Annotated in this window: 17 protein-coding genes; 14 read left to right on the top strand and 3 right to left on the bottom strand. The window is 58.4% G+C overall.

What is annotated here, in order from left to right:
• Positions 1-498 precede the first annotated feature (498 nt).
• From CGLUCO_RS08390 to CGLUCO_RS08380, 3 genes are all read right to left on the bottom strand, one after another.
• A complete protein-coding gene (locus CGLUCO_RS08390) occupies positions 499-2,001 on the bottom strand; it encodes an alpha-(1->6)-mannopyranosyltransferase A (RefSeq protein WP_005395497.1) in 1,503 nt (500 codons plus the stop codon).
• Complete coding sequence (locus tag CGLUCO_RS08385; protein WP_005389451.1) at positions 1,998-3,074, bottom strand: polyprenyl synthetase family protein; 1,077 nt, start codon at positions 3,072-3,074, stop codon at positions 1,998-2,000. The genes CGLUCO_RS08390 and CGLUCO_RS08385 overlap by 4 nt, the downstream gene beginning before the upstream one ends.
• Before the next feature lie 89 nt (positions 3,075-3,163).
• A complete protein-coding gene (locus CGLUCO_RS08380) occupies positions 3,164-3,841 on the bottom strand; it encodes a GNAT family N-acetyltransferase (protein WP_005389453.1) in 678 nt (225 codons plus the stop codon).
• A gap of 175 nt (positions 3,842-4,016) precedes the next feature.
• Here CGLUCO_RS08380 and CGLUCO_RS08375 point away from each other — a divergent pair, with 175 nt between their 5' ends.
• From CGLUCO_RS08375 to CGLUCO_RS08310, 14 genes are all read left to right on the top strand, one after another.
• Complete coding sequence (locus tag CGLUCO_RS08375) at positions 4,017-4,448, top strand: SAV_6107 family HEPN domain-containing protein (RefSeq protein WP_005389454.1); 432 nt, start codon at positions 4,017-4,019, stop codon at positions 4,446-4,448.
• Between the two features lie 167 nt (positions 4,449-4,615).
• Positions 4,616-5,014, top strand: a complete 399-nt coding sequence (locus CGLUCO_RS08370; protein WP_005395499.1) for a DUF3040 domain-containing protein — start codon at positions 4,616-4,618, stop codon at positions 5,012-5,014.
• A gap of 470 nt (positions 5,015-5,484) precedes the next feature.
• Positions 5,485-5,916, top strand: coding sequence for a division/cell wall cluster transcriptional repressor MraZ (gene mraZ / locus CGLUCO_RS08365; protein WP_005389459.1), 432 nt, complete (start codon positions 5,485-5,487; stop codon positions 5,914-5,916).
• 327 nt (positions 5,917-6,243) lie between these two features.
• A complete protein-coding gene (gene rsmH / locus CGLUCO_RS08360) occupies positions 6,244-7,194 on the top strand; it encodes a 16S rRNA (cytosine(1402)-N(4))-methyltransferase RsmH (RefSeq protein WP_231286068.1) in 951 nt (316 codons plus the stop codon).
• Positions 7,191-7,958 (top strand): cell division protein FtsL, encoded by a 768-nt coding sequence (gene ftsL / locus CGLUCO_RS08355; protein WP_231286035.1) that lies wholly within the window; start codon positions 7,191-7,193, stop codon positions 7,956-7,958. The genes rsmH and ftsL overlap by 4 nt, the downstream gene beginning before the upstream one ends.
• A 140-nt stretch (positions 7,959-8,098) precedes the next feature.
• Positions 8,099-9,964: a peptidoglycan D,D-transpeptidase FtsI family protein gene (locus tag CGLUCO_RS08350; RefSeq protein WP_084036211.1), complete on the top strand. Its 1,866-nt coding sequence runs from the start codon at positions 8,099-8,101 to the stop codon at positions 9,962-9,964.
• Between the two features lie 106 nt (positions 9,965-10,070).
• Positions 10,071-11,594 (top strand): UDP-N-acetylmuramoyl-L-alanyl-D-glutamate--2,6-diaminopimelate ligase, encoded by a 1,524-nt coding sequence (locus CGLUCO_RS08345; RefSeq protein ID WP_005395515.1) that lies wholly within the window; start codon positions 10,071-10,073, stop codon positions 11,592-11,594.
• A gap of 87 nt (positions 11,595-11,681) precedes the next feature.
• Positions 11,682-13,226, top strand: coding sequence for a UDP-N-acetylmuramoyl-tripeptide--D-alanyl-D-alanine ligase (locus CGLUCO_RS08340; protein ID WP_005389468.1), 1,545 nt, complete (start codon positions 11,682-11,684; stop codon positions 13,224-13,226).
• A 5-nt stretch (positions 13,227-13,231) separates the two neighbouring features.
• On the top strand, positions 13,232-14,344 hold the full coding sequence (mraY, locus tag CGLUCO_RS08335; protein ID WP_005389470.1) for a phospho-N-acetylmuramoyl-pentapeptide-transferase: 1,113 nt from the start codon (positions 13,232-13,234) through the stop codon (positions 14,342-14,344).
• 205 nt (positions 14,345-14,549) lie between these two features.
• Positions 14,550-15,977: a UDP-N-acetylmuramoyl-L-alanine--D-glutamate ligase gene (murD, locus tag CGLUCO_RS08330; RefSeq protein ID WP_005395517.1), complete on the top strand. Its 1,428-nt coding sequence runs from the start codon at positions 14,550-14,552 to the stop codon at positions 15,975-15,977.
• Positions 15,967-17,487 carry a peptidoglycan glycosyltransferase FtsW gene (locus CGLUCO_RS08325; RefSeq protein ID WP_232621827.1) on the top strand — a complete coding sequence of 507 codons (1,521 nt, stop codon included), beginning with the start codon at positions 15,967-15,969 and terminating at the stop codon, positions 17,485-17,487. Before murD ends, CGLUCO_RS08325 begins: the two co-directional genes overlap by 11 nt.
• Positions 17,484-18,590, top strand: coding sequence for an undecaprenyldiphospho-muramoylpentapeptide beta-N-acetylglucosaminyltransferase (gene murG, locus CGLUCO_RS08320; RefSeq protein ID WP_084036210.1), 1,107 nt, complete (start codon positions 17,484-17,486; stop codon positions 18,588-18,590). The genes CGLUCO_RS08325 and murG overlap by 4 nt, the downstream gene beginning before the upstream one ends.
• Positions 18,591-18,611: 21 nt before the next feature.
• The gene (gene murC / locus CGLUCO_RS08315) at positions 18,612-20,087 is read left to right on the top strand and encodes a UDP-N-acetylmuramate--L-alanine ligase (protein WP_084036220.1); all 1,476 of its coding nucleotides are present in this window, start codon (positions 18,612-18,614) and stop codon (positions 20,085-20,087) included.
• Between the two features lie 22 nt (positions 20,088-20,109).
• On the top strand, positions 20,110-20,763 hold the full coding sequence (locus tag CGLUCO_RS08310; protein ID WP_070739123.1) for a cell division protein FtsQ/DivIB: 654 nt from the start codon (positions 20,110-20,112) through the stop codon (positions 20,761-20,763).
• Positions 20,764-20,844 lie beyond the last annotated feature (81 nt).

Below are 20,844 nucleotides of genomic sequence, written 5' to 3'. Positions count from 1 at the left end.
TGTCACCGCGTGCGCAGCCACATAACTTTGTCCCCGTACCGGTAACGTGACAATTTCGTGCGCTCCGGCTCTGTTTCGATCCGTAACCGCATCGAACCGGTTCCGAATCGATCCGGTTACGCATCGATCCGGTTACGCATCGATCCGGTTCCGAATCGATGTTAATACCGTGTCGATTCGGTATCTATGCGGTGTTTTCTGTGAATTCTTGGAGCGGAGGAACGGCCGTGGGGTCAGAGTCGCAGACGCACGCACCACATGCGGGGCCGTACCCGCGAGGCTATAAGAGAGCCGCAGGCGCAGCCACGCGGGGAAGATGGTGGTCATCGCCCCATCGCGGGCTGCAAAAGAGGGGGCTTCGTAGGGGAGTCGTACTGTGTGCTGGAAAACCGAGGGGAAAAACCACTGCTCCTAAAACTGTGTCGTGCCTCGTCGAAGGAGCCAGCGAGCCACCGGTGATACCCCGCGCACGTCAACCGGGGACGCCCAGTAGCTCAACTACACCCGCCTAACCCCCGCAACAGCGGAGTGTTTCGTCCGCGCATAGGCGTTACTGCGTTGCGCCCTTTCGATAACGATTGCGACGATCGCAGAGCAGAAGATGACCGGGACCATGATCCAGCCGTTATACAGATGATGGTTTCCGGAACCTGCGAAGGAGAGACTGACGGTTAGCGATGCAGCGATGGTGAACTGGATGAGTCGACGGGGTGGCTTGATCGCCCCCACAAGAGAGAGGGCACTGGCGTAATACCAGGGCAGCGTGACGGAGTTGAACACCATGAGAGAGGCATAGGCGGCAACCGTGCCCCGCACATTGTCACGAGTTGACCTGCGGAAGTACCACCACGCGATGACAAGGCCTATGAGCATGAGGAGGCTGGTGACGGTGCGGATGCCTCCCAGAACCGCGTTGTATGAAAAATCTGGGTCGATGAGGCGCCCGATTGGAGTGACGAAGCCGGCCAAGAGGGACGGGAGCGCAAGGGGGTTGATGACCTTCGCGTTTCCGGTGATCTGCGAGACCCATTCCCAACTAGTACCGGAAGCTATTGTGACGAGAGCGACTGTGCCAACGGTCTCTGCGGCAAGGACAATGCCGGAGCCGACGAAGGCGATAGCGGGATGAATGCCGTAGCGGTTGTGCAGGCACCGCACTGCCATCCAGACGACGAATGGCAATGCGATGACGGCAGTAGCCTTAAGCGAAACGGAGACGGAAATCACTGCAACAGCTGCCACAATGTGCCAGGGGCGTTCCGTCACTGCCCACAAAATGCCGAGACTGACGAGGCCCACCATGACGGATTCGTTGTGCATCCCGCCGACCATGTGAAAAACCATCACGGGATTAAGCACCCCGAGCCAGACCGCGAGACGCGGGTCGCCACCGATGCGACGCGCGATACGTGGCACGCACCAGGCAATGAGCGCAAACCCTCCGAGGGAGAGAAGCTTGTAGCAGATTACGCCGAGCGTGACATTTTCACCCACAATTCGAGTGATGCCCTCACCGATCCACAGGTGGAGTGGCCCGTAGGGCGTGGTTGTGTTTCGCCAATCGTGGGAGACCTCGAGGAGGAAGGGTCCGGGATTGACGGCAGCACCTTGGGTGTAGGGGTTGAATCCATCGCGCAGCATAGCTCCCTGCATGAGGTAGGAGTAGACATCGCGGGAAAGGATCGGGGCTGCGAGGAGCAGTGGTGCGGTCCACCAGACAAGGAGCGGCCGGAGACGAATATGGTGCAGCCGCATCCCAGCGATGCACCATGCGAGGACGAATAGGACGAGGCCACACCACAGGACAATGTTGGAGAAGGATGCGCCATGTCCAAAGGACAAAAAGTCGAGGTGCAACGCGCGGAGAATGCCACCTTTGTAGCGAATTGCACCAGCACCGAAACTGCCGAGGGCAATGAGAACGGATCCCGCTGTACCAAGCAGGAGTGGGCTGGGCGCAGCGTTGCTGAGACTGGTAAGCGTCTTTTCGGCTGAGGTCATTTGGTACGCTGCGTGGTCTTAATGGCGAGTTCTTTGAGGATCGTTGTGGCATCATCCGAGATTGCAGCGGTGTCGAGGCACGAAAGGCCAGTGTCACGAAGCGTAGCGATACGGCGTTCCATGTCATCGGCCGCGCCGGAAGCGCGGATGATGTCGGCGAGTCGGGCTATCGTCGCAGGGTCGGATGTTGTGCCAACATTATCGAGGAGGTACTGCGCCTCGGGGGTTCCGTTGAGCTTGTCGACGGCGACAGCCAGCAACTCCGTGCGCTTTCCTTCGCGCAGGTCATCGCCTGCTGGCTTTCCCGTTACCGAGGGATCACCGAAAACACCGAGGAGATCATCGCGAAGCTGAAAAGCGATCCCCAAGTTGCGACCGTAACCTGCAAACGCTTCCAGAGTGGAGTCATCAACACCAGCGAGGAGGCCACCGATCTGAAGAGGCCGGGTGATCGTGTAGGAGGCTGTCTTGTAGATGTTGACACGGCGAGCCGTGTCCTCGCTTGTTTCTCCCACGGCCTCGGCACTGATATCTAGGATCTGACCACCGATAACCTCGGCTCGCATGGCGTTCCATGCTGGTCGGGCTCGCATAAGGTCGCTGAGCTCGACCCCGGACTCCATGAACATATCCTCTGCCCAGACGAGTGCTAAGTCTCCAATGAGGATGGCTACGGAGGTTCCAAACTCTGCGGCTCTCTCCGTTGGGCCAGAGAAGCCAGGGTAATCGCGGAGGTACGTTTCCATCCGGCGATGAACAGTGGGATTGCCACGACGGGTATCTGAGGCATCGATGATGTCATCATGGATGAGAGCGCACGCCTGGATGAACTCGAGCGAAGAACATGCGCGCTGAACGGCGGTGTTAGATTCGTCGCCACCACCGCCGACGTACCCGGCCCAGGCATAGAGGGGGCGAACACGCTTGCCGCCGGAGACCACGAAGTCACTCAGTGCTTCAGATGCCACGTCGACGTGTGATCCTATGGCGCTGACGTGGGGCCGGTGGGATGCCAAGAATTCCTGCAGGTTTTTGGTAACGCCTGCCTGGACGGATGCTAGTTCAAAAGCCACGGGATCTCCTTACGCGCGAAATCAGCGAACCTCGCGCCCTGTGCTGTGGGCGCACTTCAACGATACCGGCCGCCTCCCAGCGAAAGCCGTTACGGTTCCCGCTGCGTGTACAAAACAGCGAAGGGGCGGTTATCGCCGTAGAAGTAAAAGTGACGGAGCAGGTCTCGAAAGCCGAACTCTGGTGAGCGGTATAAAGAGAAGGCTCGGTTAGCTTCGTGTGGCACCTCAGGAGTGGAAAGAACGACGCACGGACGATCAGTGCTGTCGATGAGTGTGCGCAGGAGTTTCCTCCCGATGCCGGCGGATTGCGCTTCGTCCCGGACATGAATCTCGGATACCTCAAAGTAGTTGTGCATCAGCCACGAGGCGTCGATGCCGACGGGATGGCGGGTACGTACCCCCCGTGCTATCTCCCGATGCCACCAGCTGTCCCAATCGGCATTATGGCCGTAGCACACCCCGAGTGGGACATCAGGATAACGGGGGTCGACGGCCTCAAATGCATGGAAACCGTCGAGTGTGCTGTCGTGCTCCCAAGCGGCAATACGTGAAGCACGGAGACGAGAATCGTACCGCATAGCGGCCATGTAGATGGCCACATATTCCTCCACCTTGCTGAGGAATCTCTCGATAGAAAGGGGCCGGACCACGGCTTGAGCAGGGTCTGGCCCATCGAGTCTGGCAGGGGGTTGTGGAGACGCGCCCGGGCCGAGATTAGCTACGAGCCAGGAAACCAGTGCAGCAGACGGCTTGCCTATAAAAGACATGACAGTGGCTCCTTTCCCGGAGAAAACGGTGTACCTCTTCAGTTTGTCACGGGTTGGATCGTTGTGCGGGCGAGTTTGGCGAATTGGGTCTAATTAGAACAACTGTTCTAAAGGTGTTGCTATGTCGTGGTCTCGCAGGCATACATTAAGCATTGGTTGTTAAGTAAGGAGGAACATGATGGCAGGAAATGTTGTATCGGCTACCGTTGGCGCAATAAAGCGTCAAGATCCGTCCGCGGTCTTTATGGCGAAGGCGCACGGTTTGCTCCTTGCTGCGGAGAAAGCGTACCAGGATGGTCGCTATTCGGATGCGCTTGAACAGGGGTATCAAGCGGCGTTGCGTATTGCCGGCTCCCGAATTAGCCCCCTGTCTCAGCGGAAACGGAAACGCGCCGGGGTGAGCGTGTGGGAAAAACTTGCATCTGTGGATGAGGCGGGGGAAGCTCAGGCGCAGATTTTTGAGCCTTATTCTGCCGTTCGGTCGAGAGTGCTAAACGGGCTTGACAAGGACGTTTCTCCTATCTGTGTGCGAAGGCTTTTGGCACATGTTTCGGAGTTTATTGACTTCGCAGAGCGGGAGCGGGGGTGGCTTTCCCCCGCAGCGTAGAACGCCGTAAGATGGAAAGTAGCTAGCGACCATGTTGAGGGAACATTTTCCGATGTATGTTCGTTAGTAAAAAGTGAAGAGGCTCGATGGGATGTTTACCGGGTTGATCGTCGCCCGGTGGGTGCTGTCGTGCTGAGGTCACATACCACTTTTCTAAGGGAGGACACGTGGCACTGACAGATAAGGAAAAGGCAACGCTCCGCGAAATGGAGCGCCTGCTCGAAGCTGACGACCCAAAGTTTGGTTCGTCTATGCGTTCTGCCGGCCGTATGGGCTCTGGTCAGCCGGGTTTTAGCCTCCGTGGCATTGCTCTCGTTGTGGTGGGCATTGTGCTTCTCGTTGGTGGCGTTGCTCTCGCTTCGGAGAGTATGTGGTTCATCGCCTTGAGTATTGTTGGCTTCCTCGTGATGTTTGGTGCGTCTCTGTGGATGCTTAATGGTGGCGGAAAGGTTGGCGGCCAGACACAAAACCTCAAGAGTTCACGCCAGAAAGTCCGCGCTGTGAAGTCGGACCGAGGAATCGGAAGCCAGATGGAAGACAATTTCCGTCGCAGGTTCGAACGCTGATTTCTCTCTAACTAGAGCCGGTAACCCCTACAGTTGGGTGCCGGCTTTCTTTATGTCCCCACTTCGCCCCACTCGTGTCCCCCACTTTGCCCCACTGGCGACCCCCACTTCGCTCCACGCGGTGGTGTGTCGTGGGGTTTTTAGTATTTTCGGGTTCTACGCGTGTGACTGATGGGGTTATTGACGGCTTGAGGGGGCTTAAGTTATCACGGTGAGGGGTGAAAAGGGGGTGAAAGTGAGTGCCTCTAGGGAAAAGTCACCACCTTTTTTATTGGCTTTGACGTGCGAAAATATTATTCCTGAGGAAAATTTATCGTCCGTGGTGGTTGAAAGTGGGGGAAAGTGGGGTAGGGTGGACGGTGTTGGTAGGGAAAGGAGGGACGTGTCCCTTGTTTATCTACCGCGAGGAAAACGGATACAGCTGAGATACTGACTGACCGCTCATCTGAGTGGGGAAGGGAGTAACCGAGATGTTTCTTGGTACTTACACCCCCAAGATGGACGATAAAGGTCGCCTCACGCTACCGGCAAAGTTCAGAGATGACTTGGCTGGCGGGCTTGTGGTGACGAAAGGGCAGGATCACAGTTTGGCCATTTACCCCAAGGAGGAGTTCGAGCAACGAGCTCGTAAGGCGGCACGAGTGTCGCGCACGAAACCAGAAGCGCGCGCGTTCATTCGTAACCTGGCTGCGAGTGCGGACGAGCAACGTCCAGACGGGCAAGGCCGAATCACCCTGTCTCCGGCACACCGGAAGTACGCGGGCCTGACAAAGGAATGCGTAGTTATCGGCTCCGTAGACTTCCTCGAGATCTGGGATGCACAGTCCTGGGTCGACTACCAGGCTGAAACAGAAGCCGATTTCTCGGCTGCTGAAGATGAGGTCTTGGGTGGCCTTCTGTAACAAGGGGGCTTCCCGTAAGCGCGTAGCGCGTGCAGGAACTCTGCTCGAGTGGGCGGGGCTTCGTTCTGATGTACTTCCCCGATATCAGAGCGGGCCCGCACTCGGGCAGGGCTCTGTACGCACTCAACTCACTGGTGACGCATTGTGCGTCGCCGGAAAACCATGAACACGCTTCGACGGTTAAAGGGCTCACTGGAAGGAGGGGAGTGGCGCATGAACAATCACACGGACGTGGATACCGAGCGTGCCACGCCGATCCTTTCCACGAATCAACGCGAGCGCGATCTGCAAGAAAATCACGGTCATGTTCCCGTTCTGAGAGACAGAATGGTTGAGCTTCTTCGGCGCGGAATAGCAGTGGATGGGGCAACCGGAATCGTCGTAGACGGAACGCTGGGCGCGGGTGGACACACGGAGCACTTGTTGGCAACCGATCCCAACGCGCGTGTCATCGGAGTCGACCGGGATGCACAGGCGCTCAAGGATGCTACAGCACGTCTAGCGCCTTTCGGCGACCGCTTTGTTGGTCTCAATGTGCGCTTCGATGAATGGATGGAGGCGGCCTCATGCTCCTCCCATCCACTGTGCCAGGAGGCCGCGGCGGATGGTATCTCCGGGGCGCTTTTTGACTTGGGTGTCAGCTCCATGCAATTGGATCAAGAGGAACGTGGATTTGCTTACAAGATAGATGCTCCACTGGACATGCGGATGGACCCGAGCAGGGGCATCACCGCGGCCGACGTACTTAACACCTATTCACACGGAGACTTGGCGCGAGTGCTGAAAACGTACGGCGAAGAGAAATTCGCCGGCAAGATTGCGTCGGCAGTGATTCGGGAGCGAGAAAAGGAACCGTTTACGCGCTCCGGGCGTCTCGTTGAACTCTTGTACGACACGATTCCCGCACCAGCTCGCCGTCACGGCGGGCATCCCGCAAAGCGCACCTTCCAAGCGCTGCGCGTGGAGGTGAACCAAGAGCTTCGCGCGCTGGAACAAGTGATTCCCGTCACCGCCGATGCTTTGCATGTCGGCGGAGTAATGGTGTTCATGAGTTATCAGTCGTTGGAAGACAAAATAGTCAAAAAAGCGTTGGCCAAGCTGACCACGTCCACGAATCCGCCAGGGTTGCCGGTGGATCTTCCCGGCACCGAACCCCATTTCGCTCTTGTGACACGGGGTTCAGAGAAAGCATCCAAGAAAGAAATCGACCAGAATCCGCGAGCCGCGTCCGTGAGGGTACGGGCAGCTCAACGTGTTCTGAATGGAGACAGGTCATGACGCTTCGCACACGACCCAGCACGAGAAGTCGGCGCTCGACGGCGCGCCAGCAGCGTAGTGTAACGCGGCGGCCCGCCGGAACCCTGGTAGATCACCGTGATGAGCTGCGCTCTCGCACCGCAGTTCCCAAATCGCCGAGTAAGTTCCGACCGGCGACGCAGCCCGTGCCGGCGCGTCGGTTCGGTCATTCGCCTGTCACCAAGCCGGAGCACTCGTTTGGTCGGAGGCTGGGATCCAAGCAGATCACCTCGTACCGGGGACGCCGGATCGTACACGAAAAGGCGGATACCAACACCGTCCGCTTCGTAGTGTTGCTATCGGTGTTCCTCGCTGTAGGCGTAGCAATCTCGGTGTGGTTGTCGGGAATCGCAACGCAGCAGTCCTTCGATTTGAACCGTCTCGCACAGCAGGATACGACGCTATCGCGTGAGTTAGAGACGGCAAACCGAAACCTGGAGGAGCTCCGCAGCGGTGCTGAAATCGCACGCCACGCGCAGTCGACCGGGGCTGTAGTAGCCACCGAGCCGGGGATTTTGACCACCGATGAGGCGGGGGCTGTCATCGAGCAGCGTCCCGCTAACCCGGCGGAATCCCGCCCGCTTACCGACGTAAACGACGCGCCAGTGCGTTCCAGCAGGGCATCGAGTTCGCCCGAAGGAATGGATGAGATCACGGATTCGGTGGTTCAAGTTCCCCAGGAGACGAACAAACCCTTGCTTCGTTCGAATGCAGGTCTTGCACCGTACGATCCCAATCAGAGGTAATTGTCGTGCGTGCCTACAGCCAACGCGTCCGCCTACAGCTAGGCTGTGCGGTAGTTAGGAGTTAAGGGCACGCAAAAGGAGTGAGGATGCAGTCGAGGCCGTCGAATAGCCAACGAAGCGCAACCAGAAGTGCGTCGGCAATGCTGACCTCCCGCGTGAAGATCATCAACATTGTCGCGGCTGTCCTCGCGATCGCTCTCGTCGGTCGATTGGCACTCGTGCAGGTTGTGTGGGGGCCACGGCTTGCCATGCAGGCGGAGGAGCAACGGACGAGGACGTATATCGATCCTGCACGGCGCGGTAGTGTGGTGGATCGGACTGGCAAGGAACTGGCGTACACCATGAAAGCGAGCACGCTCACCGTTTCGCCGAACATCCTGCGCAAGGAATTGCCCGTGTATATGCGTGGCAAACTCATTGAGTCCGGTCAGTACGAAAAGTACACCAACGATCAACTTCATGATCTCGCGGTCCAGAAGGCGGAAGAACGCATTGATGAGATGGCTCGTGAAATCCCCAAAATGGTGGAAGAATCCGCAGCCAATTCCACTGATATCAAAGAAGAAGACATCAAGAAGAAATTGCTGGCGGACTCCAACTACGAAGTTCTCGTCCGGAATGTTGATCCGGACGTCGCCGCGAAGGTGCGCGATACCTTCTTTGGTATCGCCGCAGACCACCAGGACATCCGTCAGTATCCCAACGGCGCGATCGGAGCCAACGTGATTGGCAAGGTGGATACCGATGGCTCGGGACAGTTCGGCCTCGAGGTATCCCAGGACGCAGTCCTTGGCGGAAAAGACGGAAAGAAGACCCAGGACGTCGCTGTGTCCGGCGAGTCCATCCCGGGCACACTACGAGATGTCACTCCCGTCGCTGACGGCGCGAACATCAGTCTGACGCTCGACCTGGATCTGCAGACATATGTGCAATCGCAGGTGCAGCAGGCTAAGGAGATGTCGAAAGCCAAGGGGGCGGAAGCTGTCGTTCTGGATGTAAAGACTGGCCACGTTTTGGCGATGGCAAATTCGGACACGATTGACCCCACCGGCGACATCGAGAAGCAGCTGAAAAAGGAACGCACGTTTGGCAACACGACCATCAGTAACCCCTTCGAGCCCGGATCGGTAGCCAAAATTATCACCGCCGCAGCGGCGATTGAAGAAGGCGTGACGCAACCGGACACAGTGCATACTGTGCCTGGGTCTATCAACATGGCGGGTGTCACCGTCCGCGACGCGTGGGATCACGGCAACGTGAACTACACCACAACCGGTATCTTCGGTAAATCCTCCAACGTGGGTACCCTGATGATCGCCCAACTTGTGGGCGAGGATACATACGCACAGTACCTTGATAAATTTGGCATCGGAAAACCGACGGGGATCGAGCTTCCAACGGAATCAGCCGGTCTGCTCCCCGCCCGCGAGCAGTGGAGCGGAGGTACCTTCGCCAATCTGCCTATCGGTCAGGGAATGAGTTGGACTCTGTTGCAAATGGCGAGTGTGTATCAAGCCATTGCTAACGGTGGTGAAAGGATCGAGCCGCGAATCATCGATTCGGTGACGGCACCAGACGGAACAGTCATAGACCAGCCCGAACCAGCGCGCACGCGGGTTGTGAGTAAGCATACCGCTGCAACGGTGCTGGACATGTTCCAGGCAGTGACGCAGAGTGACCCGACGGGTGTCAACCGGGGTACCGCACCTGATGCGGCTATCCCCGGATATCAGGTATCCGGAAAAACTGGCACTGCGCAGCAGGTTGACCCTGTGACCCACGCGTACTCCAACTCGGACTATTGGATTACTTTTGCCGGCATCGCACCGTCCAATGATCCGAGATTTGTGATCGCGTTGATGTTGGACGATCCAGAGCGAGGCGTTCACGGTGGTGGTGGACAGACGGCCGCGCCACTCTTCAAGGACATCGCCTCCTGGCTCATTGAGCGAGACAACGTCACCCCCGTTCCACCGGGCGAGCCGCACGTATTGCAAGTACCGTAACGGGCAATAGTGAACGCCCGTTGCACGTAGTTTTTAATCCGCGTGCCAAGGGGGCATACTGGTACGTCGGACTGAGATAAGTAGTAAGAAAAGGAACGTAAACCAAGTGGCTGTGACAATCGAACGCATTGCGACCGAGTGCGCTGGAGAACTACACCTTCGCCAGGGGTCTCCAGACCTCGAGGTGTCCCACATTGCTATCAACGGTGCCGATGCCCGTCCCGATGGTTTGTTTGCCGCCGTTGCAGGTACACGCAGCCATGGGGCTAAGTTTGCGGGTTCCTCTCAGGCAGCGGCGATTGTTACCGACAAGCCTGGCTACGAAATCCTGAAGACGGCCGGCGAAACCCGTCCGGTCATAGTTTTCGACGACCTGCGGGCACATCTCGGCGCTGTGAGTGCTCTCGTATGCGGAAACCCGTCGGCATGCATGACCGTCATCGGTATCACAGGAACCTCGGGTAAAACCACGACGAGCTACATGATGGAAGCGGGGCTTGCTGCCGCTGGCGCCACCGTCGGGCTCATTGGGACAACAGGCACACGCATCGCTGGCAAGAAGGTTCCCACGTCTCTGACCACACCGGAGGCTCCGACGCTGCAGGAACTATTCCTTACCATGAGGGATGCAGGTGTCACACACGTTGTCATGGAAGTCAGTTCCCACGCGATCGCTCTCGGGCGCGTCGGTGGTGTTGATTTCGATATTGCCCTGTTTACCAACCTGTCCCAAGACCATCTGGATTTCCATCCGACGATGGAAGACTATTTCCACACAAAGGCAAAGCTTTTTGTTCCCGGCTCTCCGCTGCGCGCGAAGAAGTCTATTATCTGCGTCGACGATAAATGGGGTGTGGATCTCACCCGACTTGCCGGTCCTGCAGCCACGACGGTGTCCACGAAGGGGGCTCCGGCGAACTTTATGGCTACAGATATCGAGACTGAGCCGGACGGAACCTCCCAGTTCACTGTCGCGTACAAGGGGAAGAAGCAGCGCGTGACGTTGCACATTCCCGGTGTCTTCAACGTTGCTAACGCGAGCCTTGCCATCGCTGCTGCTGCGTTCACGGATCTCGATGTCCGTACGTTTATCGCCGGGTTGGCGAACATCCAAGTTCCAGGCCGGATGGAAAAAATTGACAATGACAAAGGCGTGTTAGCTGTCGTCGACTACGCTCACAAACCAGCAGCACTTGAAGCAGCGATCAAGGCGGTTCGCGACGAAGTAGAAGGCCGTGTTATCGCTGTATTTGGCGCTGGCGGCGACCGCGACCATGGCAAGCGCCCGATCATGGGGTCCGCAGCAGTGGCCGGTGCCGATGTCGTCATTATCACGGATGACAACCCTCGGTCGGAAGATCCGGCTACCATCCGCAAGGCCATCGAAGACGGAGCGAAGGAATTCGTTGTCTCGCACCCGAGCCGTCGCAGCGTTGAAATCTGTAACGTGGGTGATCGTGGCCAGGCTATTGCTCTTGCAGTGAATAAATCGCAGGCTGGGGACGCAATCATTGTCGCTGGCAAGGGACACGAACAGGGGCAGCTAGTCGGAGGCGAGATGAGAGATTTTGATGACCGGATAGAACTCCGTCGCGCCCTCGCGGCGGATACCGGCGCGCAGGAAAGCTAGTTGGCTGGCACCGCGTTCTATACCTACTAATCTGACTTGGGTAAACCGGAACAATACCGGTACGACACGACCGAAAAAGGACGGATCATGATTCCACTTCGCCTTGGCGACATCGCTGCCATCACCGGCGGTGAACTAGTAGACGGCGCGGAGCCAGACACGATGGTCACAGGGCCCGTAGAATTTGACTCCCGCAATGTTTCTGCCGGTTCCTTATTCATCTGCCTGCCCGGTGCCCGCGTAGACGGCCACGACTTTGCCGGTATCGCTGTCGATCAGGGAGCGGTTGCCTGCCTCGAAGGGCATCGTACCGGCCAACCAGGCATCCTCGTGGATAATTCTGACGCTGACGAGTTAAGCGACTCTGCTACATCTTACGTCTTGGAGGCAGACAATACAGGTGAAGGCCAGGCCGTTATCACCGCCCTGTCGAAGCTAGCCCGCGCACACACGAAGAAGGCTGTTGAGGAAAATGGACTTACCGTCATTGGTGTGACCGGTTCGGCAGGTAAGACATCGACGAAGGATCTCATCGCGAGCGTCCTGCGACAAGCCGGAGAGACCGTGGCGCCACCCGGCTCTTTTAACAACGAACTGGGGCATCCCTATACCGCACTCAAAGTAGGCGAGCACACGACATATCTCGTGAGCGAGCTGTCTGCGCGTGCTATTGGGAACATCGCTCACCTTGCCCGGATCGCCCCGCCGCGGATTGGTGCTGTCCTCAATGTGGGTACCGCGCACATCGGAGAGTTTGGGTCCAAGGAGAATATCGCTCAAGCAAAGGGTGAACTCGTTGAAGCTCTTCCACCAGCGGCAGACGGCGGAGTCGCAGTGCTAAATGCTGACGATCCGCTCGTTATCGGCATGCGCAATCGGACTTCTGCACGGATCGTGACTTTCGGCATGGATAATCCGGCGACGGTCCGTGCCGAAGATGTGGAATTGGATGCAGTGGCTCGTGCAGCATTTACACTGTGCATCGAGGGGGAGAAGGCCCGGCGCATCCAGCTGCGAGTCTTCGGCCGTCACCAGGTGTACAACGCCCTCGCTGCTGCTGCGGTTGGTCACGCCGCTGGGCTCGACTGTGAGTCGATCGCCGATGCACTGAGCGAACATGTTTCCTCTTCGGAGTACCGCATGGATGTGCGTACCCGCGCGGACGGCGTCACAGTGATCAATGATTCGTACAATGCCAACCCGGACTCCATGCGGGCTGGTATTGACGCACTCGCGTTTACCGCGTCTGGCCGCGAGGACTGCCACTCTTGGGCCGTTCTCGGGTCGATGGGGGAGCTCGGTGACGATTCTTTGACTGAACATGCGGCGCTAGCCGAGGTTCTGTACAACCGCCATGTCGATAATCTCGTCGCGGTTGGAGATAACACCGCGATGGGCGCATTGGCATTAGAGGCTCGCCGATACGGTGTTAATACAGAGGTGGTTTCAACCACACAAGAGGCTGCGGATATAGTTTTAAGGCACCTGAAACCAGGAGACGTAGTTCTGGTGAAGGCCTCCAACGCGTGTGGCCTGTGGGCTGTCGCCCACACGATCCTCGCAGACCCGGCGGCCGCCGGTGCACAAGATTTATCCGATAGCTCCAGTAGCAATTCGCGTGAGGTGAAGTAGCGCGCATGACCCAGATCATTATTAGTGGCGTCATTGCCTTTTTGTTCTCCATTTTGTTCACCCCGTTCCTCATTAGGAAGTTTTCCTCAGAGGGCCTGGGGCAAGAGATCAGGGAGGACGGCCCCAAATGGCATTTGGCAAAGAGAGGTACTCCCACAATGGGAGGAATCGCCATCCTCTTGGGGATCATCGTCGCCTATGTCGTGACATCCATCTACGCCTCGATTATGGGCTATGGCGGGTTTACGGCATCTGGTTTGTTGGTTCTTGGGCTCACCCTCGCTATGGGGCTCCTGGGATTCGCAGATGACTTCATCAAGTTGTACAAGAACCGTAACCTCGGCCTGAACAAGACTGCGAAGTTGGTTGGGCAGTTCGTAGCTGCCATCCTGTTCGGTGTCCTCGTCGTTCAGTTCCCTGACGAGTCCGGTCTCACCCCCGGATCCACGAGTCTGAGTTTCCTGCGAGACATCCCCACAATCAATCTGTCGTTCGGCGATGGCGGCATCATTGGTGCTCTCGGCTTCGCCGTATTCCTGGCCTTCATGTATATCCTCATTTCAGCCTGGTCGAACGCGGTCAATCTGACAGATGGTCTCGATGGTCTTGCTGCGGGCTCTACTGCAATGGTCATGGGCGCATATACCTTGATCACCTTCTGGCAGTTCCGTAACTCCTGCTCGGTGGCAGTGGAGGCCTCGTGCTACCGGGTGCGTGATCCGTTGGATCTCGCTGTCTTGGCTGCTGCCGGACTTGGTGCGTGTCTCGGGTTCCTATGGTGGAACGCGGCACCGGCAAAGATCTTTATGGGTGATACGGGGTCGCTAGCGCTCGGTGGCCTTGTGGCTGGACTGTCGGTCACCTCGCGTACCGAACTGCTCATGATCATCATTGGTGCGTTGTTCGTCGTAGAGGCTGCCTCCGTCGTGATTCAGGTGGCGAGCTACAAAGCCACGAAGAAGCGCGTGTTCAGGATGGCTCCTTTCCACCACCATTTCGAGGCAGGTGGTTGGGCGGAAACCACCGTGGTTATCCGCTTCTGGCTGCTTTCTGCGATGGCAAGCATTGCGGGTCTCGCGGCCTTCTATGGTGACTGGCTGACCTCAGCGCCAATGTAAGTGTCCACATAACTCGCGGTGCCGAACCCGGCACCGCTTTTTTATTACCTAGTTCTCCGTAACACGCGGTAAAATTGTGAATATTGTGACTTCATAGAAATTATGTGGCCCCTGGGAGGTGCATCCCCGCTTGCCCTGACTGAGTGAATAAACTGGGGTCACATAAAGTACTACCGCCAGCGAACCAACAGAAAGTGCAGTGGATATGAGTAAACGGGTCGGCTCGCTTCCAGAGCAGCTTAGAGGACCGCTCGTCATCGCTGGTGCGGGAGTGTCCGGTTCGGGCATTGCGCGCCTGCTATGTGGATGCGGGGCAGACGTAACTCTCGCTGATTCCAATGTGAAGGCGGGTGAACGCGTCGCAGAGGAGATCGGGTGCTCGTTCGTTCCATTGGACTATGCGGTGGATAACGTGCGCACTTTCTGCACTGTTGTCACATCGCCGGGTTGGCGTCCAACCTCTGAGCTTTTTGTCCGCGCAGCCGAGAGTGGAATTCCTGTCATCGGGGACGTAGAGGTTGCGTGGCGGCTTGATCAGGCCGAAGCTTTTGGCAAGCCCCACACGTGGGTCGCGATCACGGGAACTAACGGGAAGACGACAACGACAGGGATGGCAGCTGCCATGCTTGCCGGTGATGATCCTGCACACCCGCAGGCCCTGCCGGTAGGAAACATCGGTGTCGCCGTGGGGGATGCCCTTGCTCACGAACCGCGGGTGGACATTCTCGTAGCGGAGCTGTCTAGTTTTCAGCTGCACTATTCGTCAACGCTACATCCAGAGGTGGGAATAGTTCTTAACTTGGCCGACGATCACCTCGACTGGCACGGTAGCTTCGAAGCCTACGCAGCTGCGAAGGCAAAAGCACTGCATGCTCGAATTCCTCTCGTTAACGCTGATGATCCTGTGGTCCGAGCGCTTGCGCCGGATGCTGTGAGTTTCACGCTTCACGAACCGGCCGAAGGGCAGGTCGGAGTTCGCGATGGCTTTATTGTCGATCATGCTTTCGCCGACGGTATCCCCATCGCTCCCGCCGAAGGCATTTCTCCGCCAGGGCTCGCCGGAATTTCCGATGCGCTGGCAGCGACAGCCATTGCCCGCGCCCTCGGGGCATCGCCGGAACACATTGCGACGGCTCTCTCGACATACTCCGTGTCCGCTCACCGGGGTGCGGTAACGCACACGGGTGCAGGCGTGACATTCGTAGACAACTCAAAAGCAACAAACCCGCACGCCGCCACAATGGCGCTCAAGGGCGTGGACCGCTACATCTGGATCGGCGGTGGGCAGCTGAAAGGCGCGCACATCGATGATTTCCTGAACGAAAACGCACCGCATATGAAGGCTGCAGCGTTACTCGGACTTGATCGAGAACTTCTGCGTGCCGGGCTAGCGCGGGTACGACCGGATCTTCCTGTCTTCGTTTCTGATTCGACAGACAAGTATGGCGCGATGCGCGAAGCGATCGAATTTGTCACTCGAGTCGCCGAGTCTGGTGACACCGTCATGCTCGCACCCGCAGCTGCGTCGCTTGACATGTATGCCGGGATGGCAGAGCGCGGGGACATTTTCACCGAATTAGCCAGGGAGTACTTCCCACGTACCGAAAGCAACGGAGTCCGCGATGAATCGTAATGGGTCGGCACCGACGCGGGCGACCTCGGACGGGCCTCTGGTGACCTGGTGGCGTGCGCAACACGCCAAGCCTCTCATGGACTACGGAGTCCTCATGGTGACTATTGGCCTGCTCACTGCTCTTGGTCTCGTTGTCGCATACTCCACGACGACTACGTGGTCGGTCGTTGCTGAAGACTCCACCGTGTGGAGCTCTGCAGTTCGCCAGACCATTTACGTCATCCTGGGACTCATCGTGATGTGGCTGGCCATGAAGCTGCCCCTCGATTGGGTGCGGCGGTTTTCTCCGCTGCTCATGGTGGTTTCGATCATTTTGCTCATCGCCGTGCTCATCGTGGGAACGGGTGCTGAAGAGGTCGGCTCCCAGTCGTGGTTGCGCCTGGGGCCGGTGTCCTTCCAGCCGAGTGAGCTTGCACGTGTCGCCATCGCCATTTGGGGCGCCCATTACCTTGCCGGGTGCACTGCGCCAGGGAAAAACCTCCACGTTCGGCAGTGGGTATTTCTCGGAGTGTCATTCATTACGTGCGTTCTCATCATGAGTCAGGGCGACTTTGGTATGACGGCGACAACCGTGCTGATTGTTGTCGCGTTGCTCTTTTTCACCGGGATGAGCTGGGTGTGGATCGCAGCAGGCGGCGGACTTGCGGTGTTCCTCTTGGCTGTGCTGCTCATTTTTGGGTCGGGGTACCGTGCGGAGCGCATTAGTACCTACATGGATGCTCTGACGGGGCATTTCGACGAGACTCGGACGAGTGCATTTCAGACGTACCAGGGTTTCCTTTCGCTTGGAGACGGTGGGCTCCTAGGGCTCGGCTTGGGACAGTCGCGCGCCAAGTGGTACTACCTCCCCGAGGCGAAAAACGACTTCGTCTTCGCCGTCATAGGTGAGGAATTGGGTCTCTGGGGTGGCATCATTGTCATCGGCTTGTTCGCCGTGCTCGCGGTCTACGGTTTTCGCACTGCAATGCGGAATACGAAGCCGTTCATGGCCCTCATGTCCGCCACCTTGGTGGCTGGTATCGTCTTCCAGGCGTTTTTTAACATCGGCTACGTGATCGGTATGTTCCCTGTGACAGGTGTCCAGTTACCCCTGTTGTCTTCGGGAGGTACGGCGACGGTGATCACGCTGGGGGCGTTAGGCCTCGTTGTTTCCTGTGCGCGCCACGAACCGGAGGCCATTTCCTCCATGCAGTACAACGGCTTCCCGACGATCGACCGTCTATTGCGTTTGCCGGAGCCATCTCCGAACGACGGCATGTTGGGAGCGCGGCGCGCCACCCTGCCGTCGGAAGAGCAGCTGGAAAAGCGGCGTGAACGAGGTTCCGTGGCACAGCGTCCGGCGGGGACGAGACCACGTCGGCCACGCCCACATGAGCGAGCATCGACATCGGCGCTGAGACACGACTTTCATCCAGTGGAAAGAAAACGGCCGTCTGACGGGCGTCAAGAGCGCCCGTATACGACGGAGCGATACCGCGCGCACGGACGAGATTCAAGGAGAACAAGGTGAGTAAAGCACACGATCCGCTGTCAATCGTGGTCGCGGGTGGCGGAACAGCAGGACACATTGAACCGGCTCTTGCCGTGGCGGAGGTACTCCGCGATGACCATGGGGCGCGCGTGACGGCGCTGGGGTCGAAAAAAGGGCTGGAAAAGGATATTGTCCCGGAACGTGGATTTGATCTGCGGATGATTCGGCCGGTACCCGTTCCCCGCAAAGTGAACACCACGCTAGCCAAGCTTCCCTTCAACGTTGTCCGCGCGGTGCGGGAAACGCAGAAGATTCTCGCTGACGTTGAGGCTGATTGCCTCATCGGCTTTGGGGGTTACGTCGCTGCACCGGCGTATATCGCCGCACGCCTGAATAGTATTCCCTTTTTTGTCCACGAGGCGAATGCCCGTGCTGGCATGGCAAACAAACTGGGCATCGCCCTGGGCGGGATTGGGCTAACGGCCGTGAGCGGTTCCGGTGTGAAGGGAGATGTAGTTGGTGTGCCGATTGCCCGCCGGCTGTACCCGGGGGACGAGAAGACCCAGGCTGAGCGGAAGTCCCGGGCATGCGAGAAGTGGGGTCTGGATCCCGCCAAACGCACGCTCTTTGTTACCGGCGGATCGCAGGGCGCGCTGAGCCTGAACCGTGCTCTTGCCGGGGCAGTGGAGGCCATCACCGCCGAAGGTATTCAGGTGCTTCACGCCTACGGGCCGAAAAATGATGAGCCGGCCGAGCACGAGTCGTATACCTCCGTTCCGTTCATCAAGGACATGGACCTCGCCTACGCGCTGGCAGACCTCGTCGTATGTCGTGCGGGAGCGATGACGGTGGCTGAGGTCACCGCTGCGGGCATCCCCGCTATCTACGTCCCGCTTCCACACGGCAATGGTGAACAGGCGCTCAACGCCGCCCCGGTGGTTGCCACAGGAGGAGCCACGATTATCGCTGATGCCGAACTGACAAGTGACACGCTCGCATCGCAGGTGCTCGCTATCCTTAACGACGCCGAGATTCTAGAATCTATGAAGGAGGCGACGCGCCAGAGCACTCTGGGCCATGCCTCCGATGACATCGCCGAGCGGGTAATCGCTAAGGCACGGAGCTTTAGGAAGGGCAAATAAGTGGATCTCCACCGCGTACACATGGTCGGCATCGGCGGTGCAGGAATGAGTGGGCTCGCCCGCATCCTGCTGTCGAGAGGAGCGGTCGTTACGGGATCGGATGCTAAATCCTCCCGCGTCGTTCTCGCACTGCGTTCCATGGGAGCCGTGATTGCCGACGGTCACTCCGCCGACAACCTCACCCTCTCCGGCGAACGTCCAAACGTTGTCGTCACGTCGTTTGCAGCTATCCCGAAGGACAACCCCGAGCTCGTCGCAGCGCGTGAGCTCGGGATCCCCGTCATTCGCCGGAGTGACTTGTTGGCGGAGTTGATGAAGGACCGGATCCAGGTGCTGCTGGCTGGTACGCATGGCAAGACATCGACGACGTCGATGGCTGTTGTCGCCATGCAACAAGCCGGGCTCGACCCGAGTTTTGCGATTGGTGGGCAGCTCAACAAGGCAGGCACGAATGCGCACGACGGCACGGGACGCGCCTTTGTCGCGGAGGCAGACGAATCGGATGCGTCGCTCCTCAGCTATGCCCCCGATGTAGCCGTCGTGACGAACATCGAGCCAGACCACCTCGATTTTTTCAAGACACCGGAAAAGTACTTCGAGGTCTTCGACTCGTTCGCCGCTGTCATAGCAGAAAACGGAGGCGAGCTCGTGGCGTGCGTGGAGGATGAGCATGCCTTGGCGCTGGCGCGCACAGCGCCGGGGACCGTGTACGGGTACGGCTTTGCTGCAACCCTTGTGGAAAATCCGACTATTACCCCGCTCGTTGCGGTTGACGAGGTCACGCTCACTGCTTACGGTTCAGTCGCGACGATGCACGTGCATGTGCCTGGAGGCGATGTCCTTCCCGTTGAGGTCACCGTCCGTACTCCAGGCACGCACATGGTTCTAAACGCAGCTGCAGCGTTGGGTGCCACGTTCCTTGCTTCCAAGCGGGAAAACGGTACCTTCGACGCGACTACTCTTAACCAGCTTGCTGCTGGTATCAGTGACTTCACCGGCGTGCGCCGTCGCTTCGAGCTGAAGGGGACTGTGGAACGTGGGCCTCTCGCCGGGGTGAAGGTGTATGACGATTATGCCCACCACCCGACGGAGGTTGCTGCTGTCCTTCGTGCGTGCAAAGCGAAGGCCGTGGGGGAGGCTCGTGCTGCAGGAAAGCCAGATGATGAGCGTCCACGCGTGATCGTCTGCTTCCAGCCGCACCTGTACTCACGGACACTGAAGTTCGCCGAAGAATTCGGCGCAGCCCTGTCGCTGGCTGATCATGCGATCGTTCTAGACATTTATGGTGCCCGCGAAGAGCCTGTGGAGGGTGTGACCGGCGCGCTTGTAGCAGAAAAGATTGACAGTACCGGTGAATATGTTCCGGGCTTCAACGATGCCCCGGCGGCAGTGGCGCGGGTGGCAAAGCCCGGCGATATCGTCCTGACGATGGGGGCGGGATCTGTGACGATGCTAGGGGCGGAAATTATCCGCAGCCTGGAAGAACTAGCTGACTAAGAAGAAACGAGGACAATTCGGCGTGCGGAAGCTACTCATCGGCTTGGGGGCCATCGTGGCTATGGTGGCCATCGTGTGCGGGCTGGTTTTCTTTGCGCCGTGGTTCGCGGTAAAAAGCATCGACGTGCGCGGTGCGGAGCACGCGTCCGTGGAGGAAATTCAGCAGGCCTCGGGTGTGATGGTAGGGGAGCAGCTGGTGTCTGTGGATGCCCCCTCGGCGGCCCGCCAGGTCGTGGCTCTGCCGTGGGTGAAAACCGCTACAGTGAGCAAGAAGTGGCCATCCACGGTCTCCGTCGCGGTCATTGAGCAGCAGGCGGTAGCCTATGTCAAGACTGCGGAGGGTACGACGCTCGTCAATGCGGACGGTGTACCCTTCGTCATCGACGAGGCACCTCTCGGCACGGTGGAGATTTCCGGGGCATCGGTAGATGATCCAGCGGTGTTCTCGGCGTGTCTCGCCGTCGTGGGGGCGCTTCCGGAGGGGGTGCGGAAGGAGGTTGCTCGCGTGCAGGCCCCAAGCCAGTACGAAATCACCCTGGAGCTTCTCGACGGTCGCAGTGTTTATTGGGGGTCGGCCGAGCAGGCGCACAACAAGGCGGTTGCTACCGAACTGGTGTTGGCTCGTCCGGGCGAGCGCTTCAATGTCTCGAACCCGCAGCTTGTAACCGTCGACTAGCTCCTCATCGGGAGCCAAAACCGGCTCCGACAAGCAGGAGAGCGGGGATAACAATCCACCATAAACCCTAAACCTCAAGTA

Origin of the sequence: Corynebacterium glucuronolyticum DSM 44120, from assembly GCF_030440595.1 — a bacterium.
In the GTDB taxonomy this organism is placed as follows: Bacteria; Actinomycetota; Actinomycetes; order Mycobacteriales; family Mycobacteriaceae; genus Corynebacterium; species Corynebacterium glucuronolyticum.
Note: the sequence above shows the minus strand (reverse complement) of the source record. Positions and strands in the feature narration are given on the sequence as shown.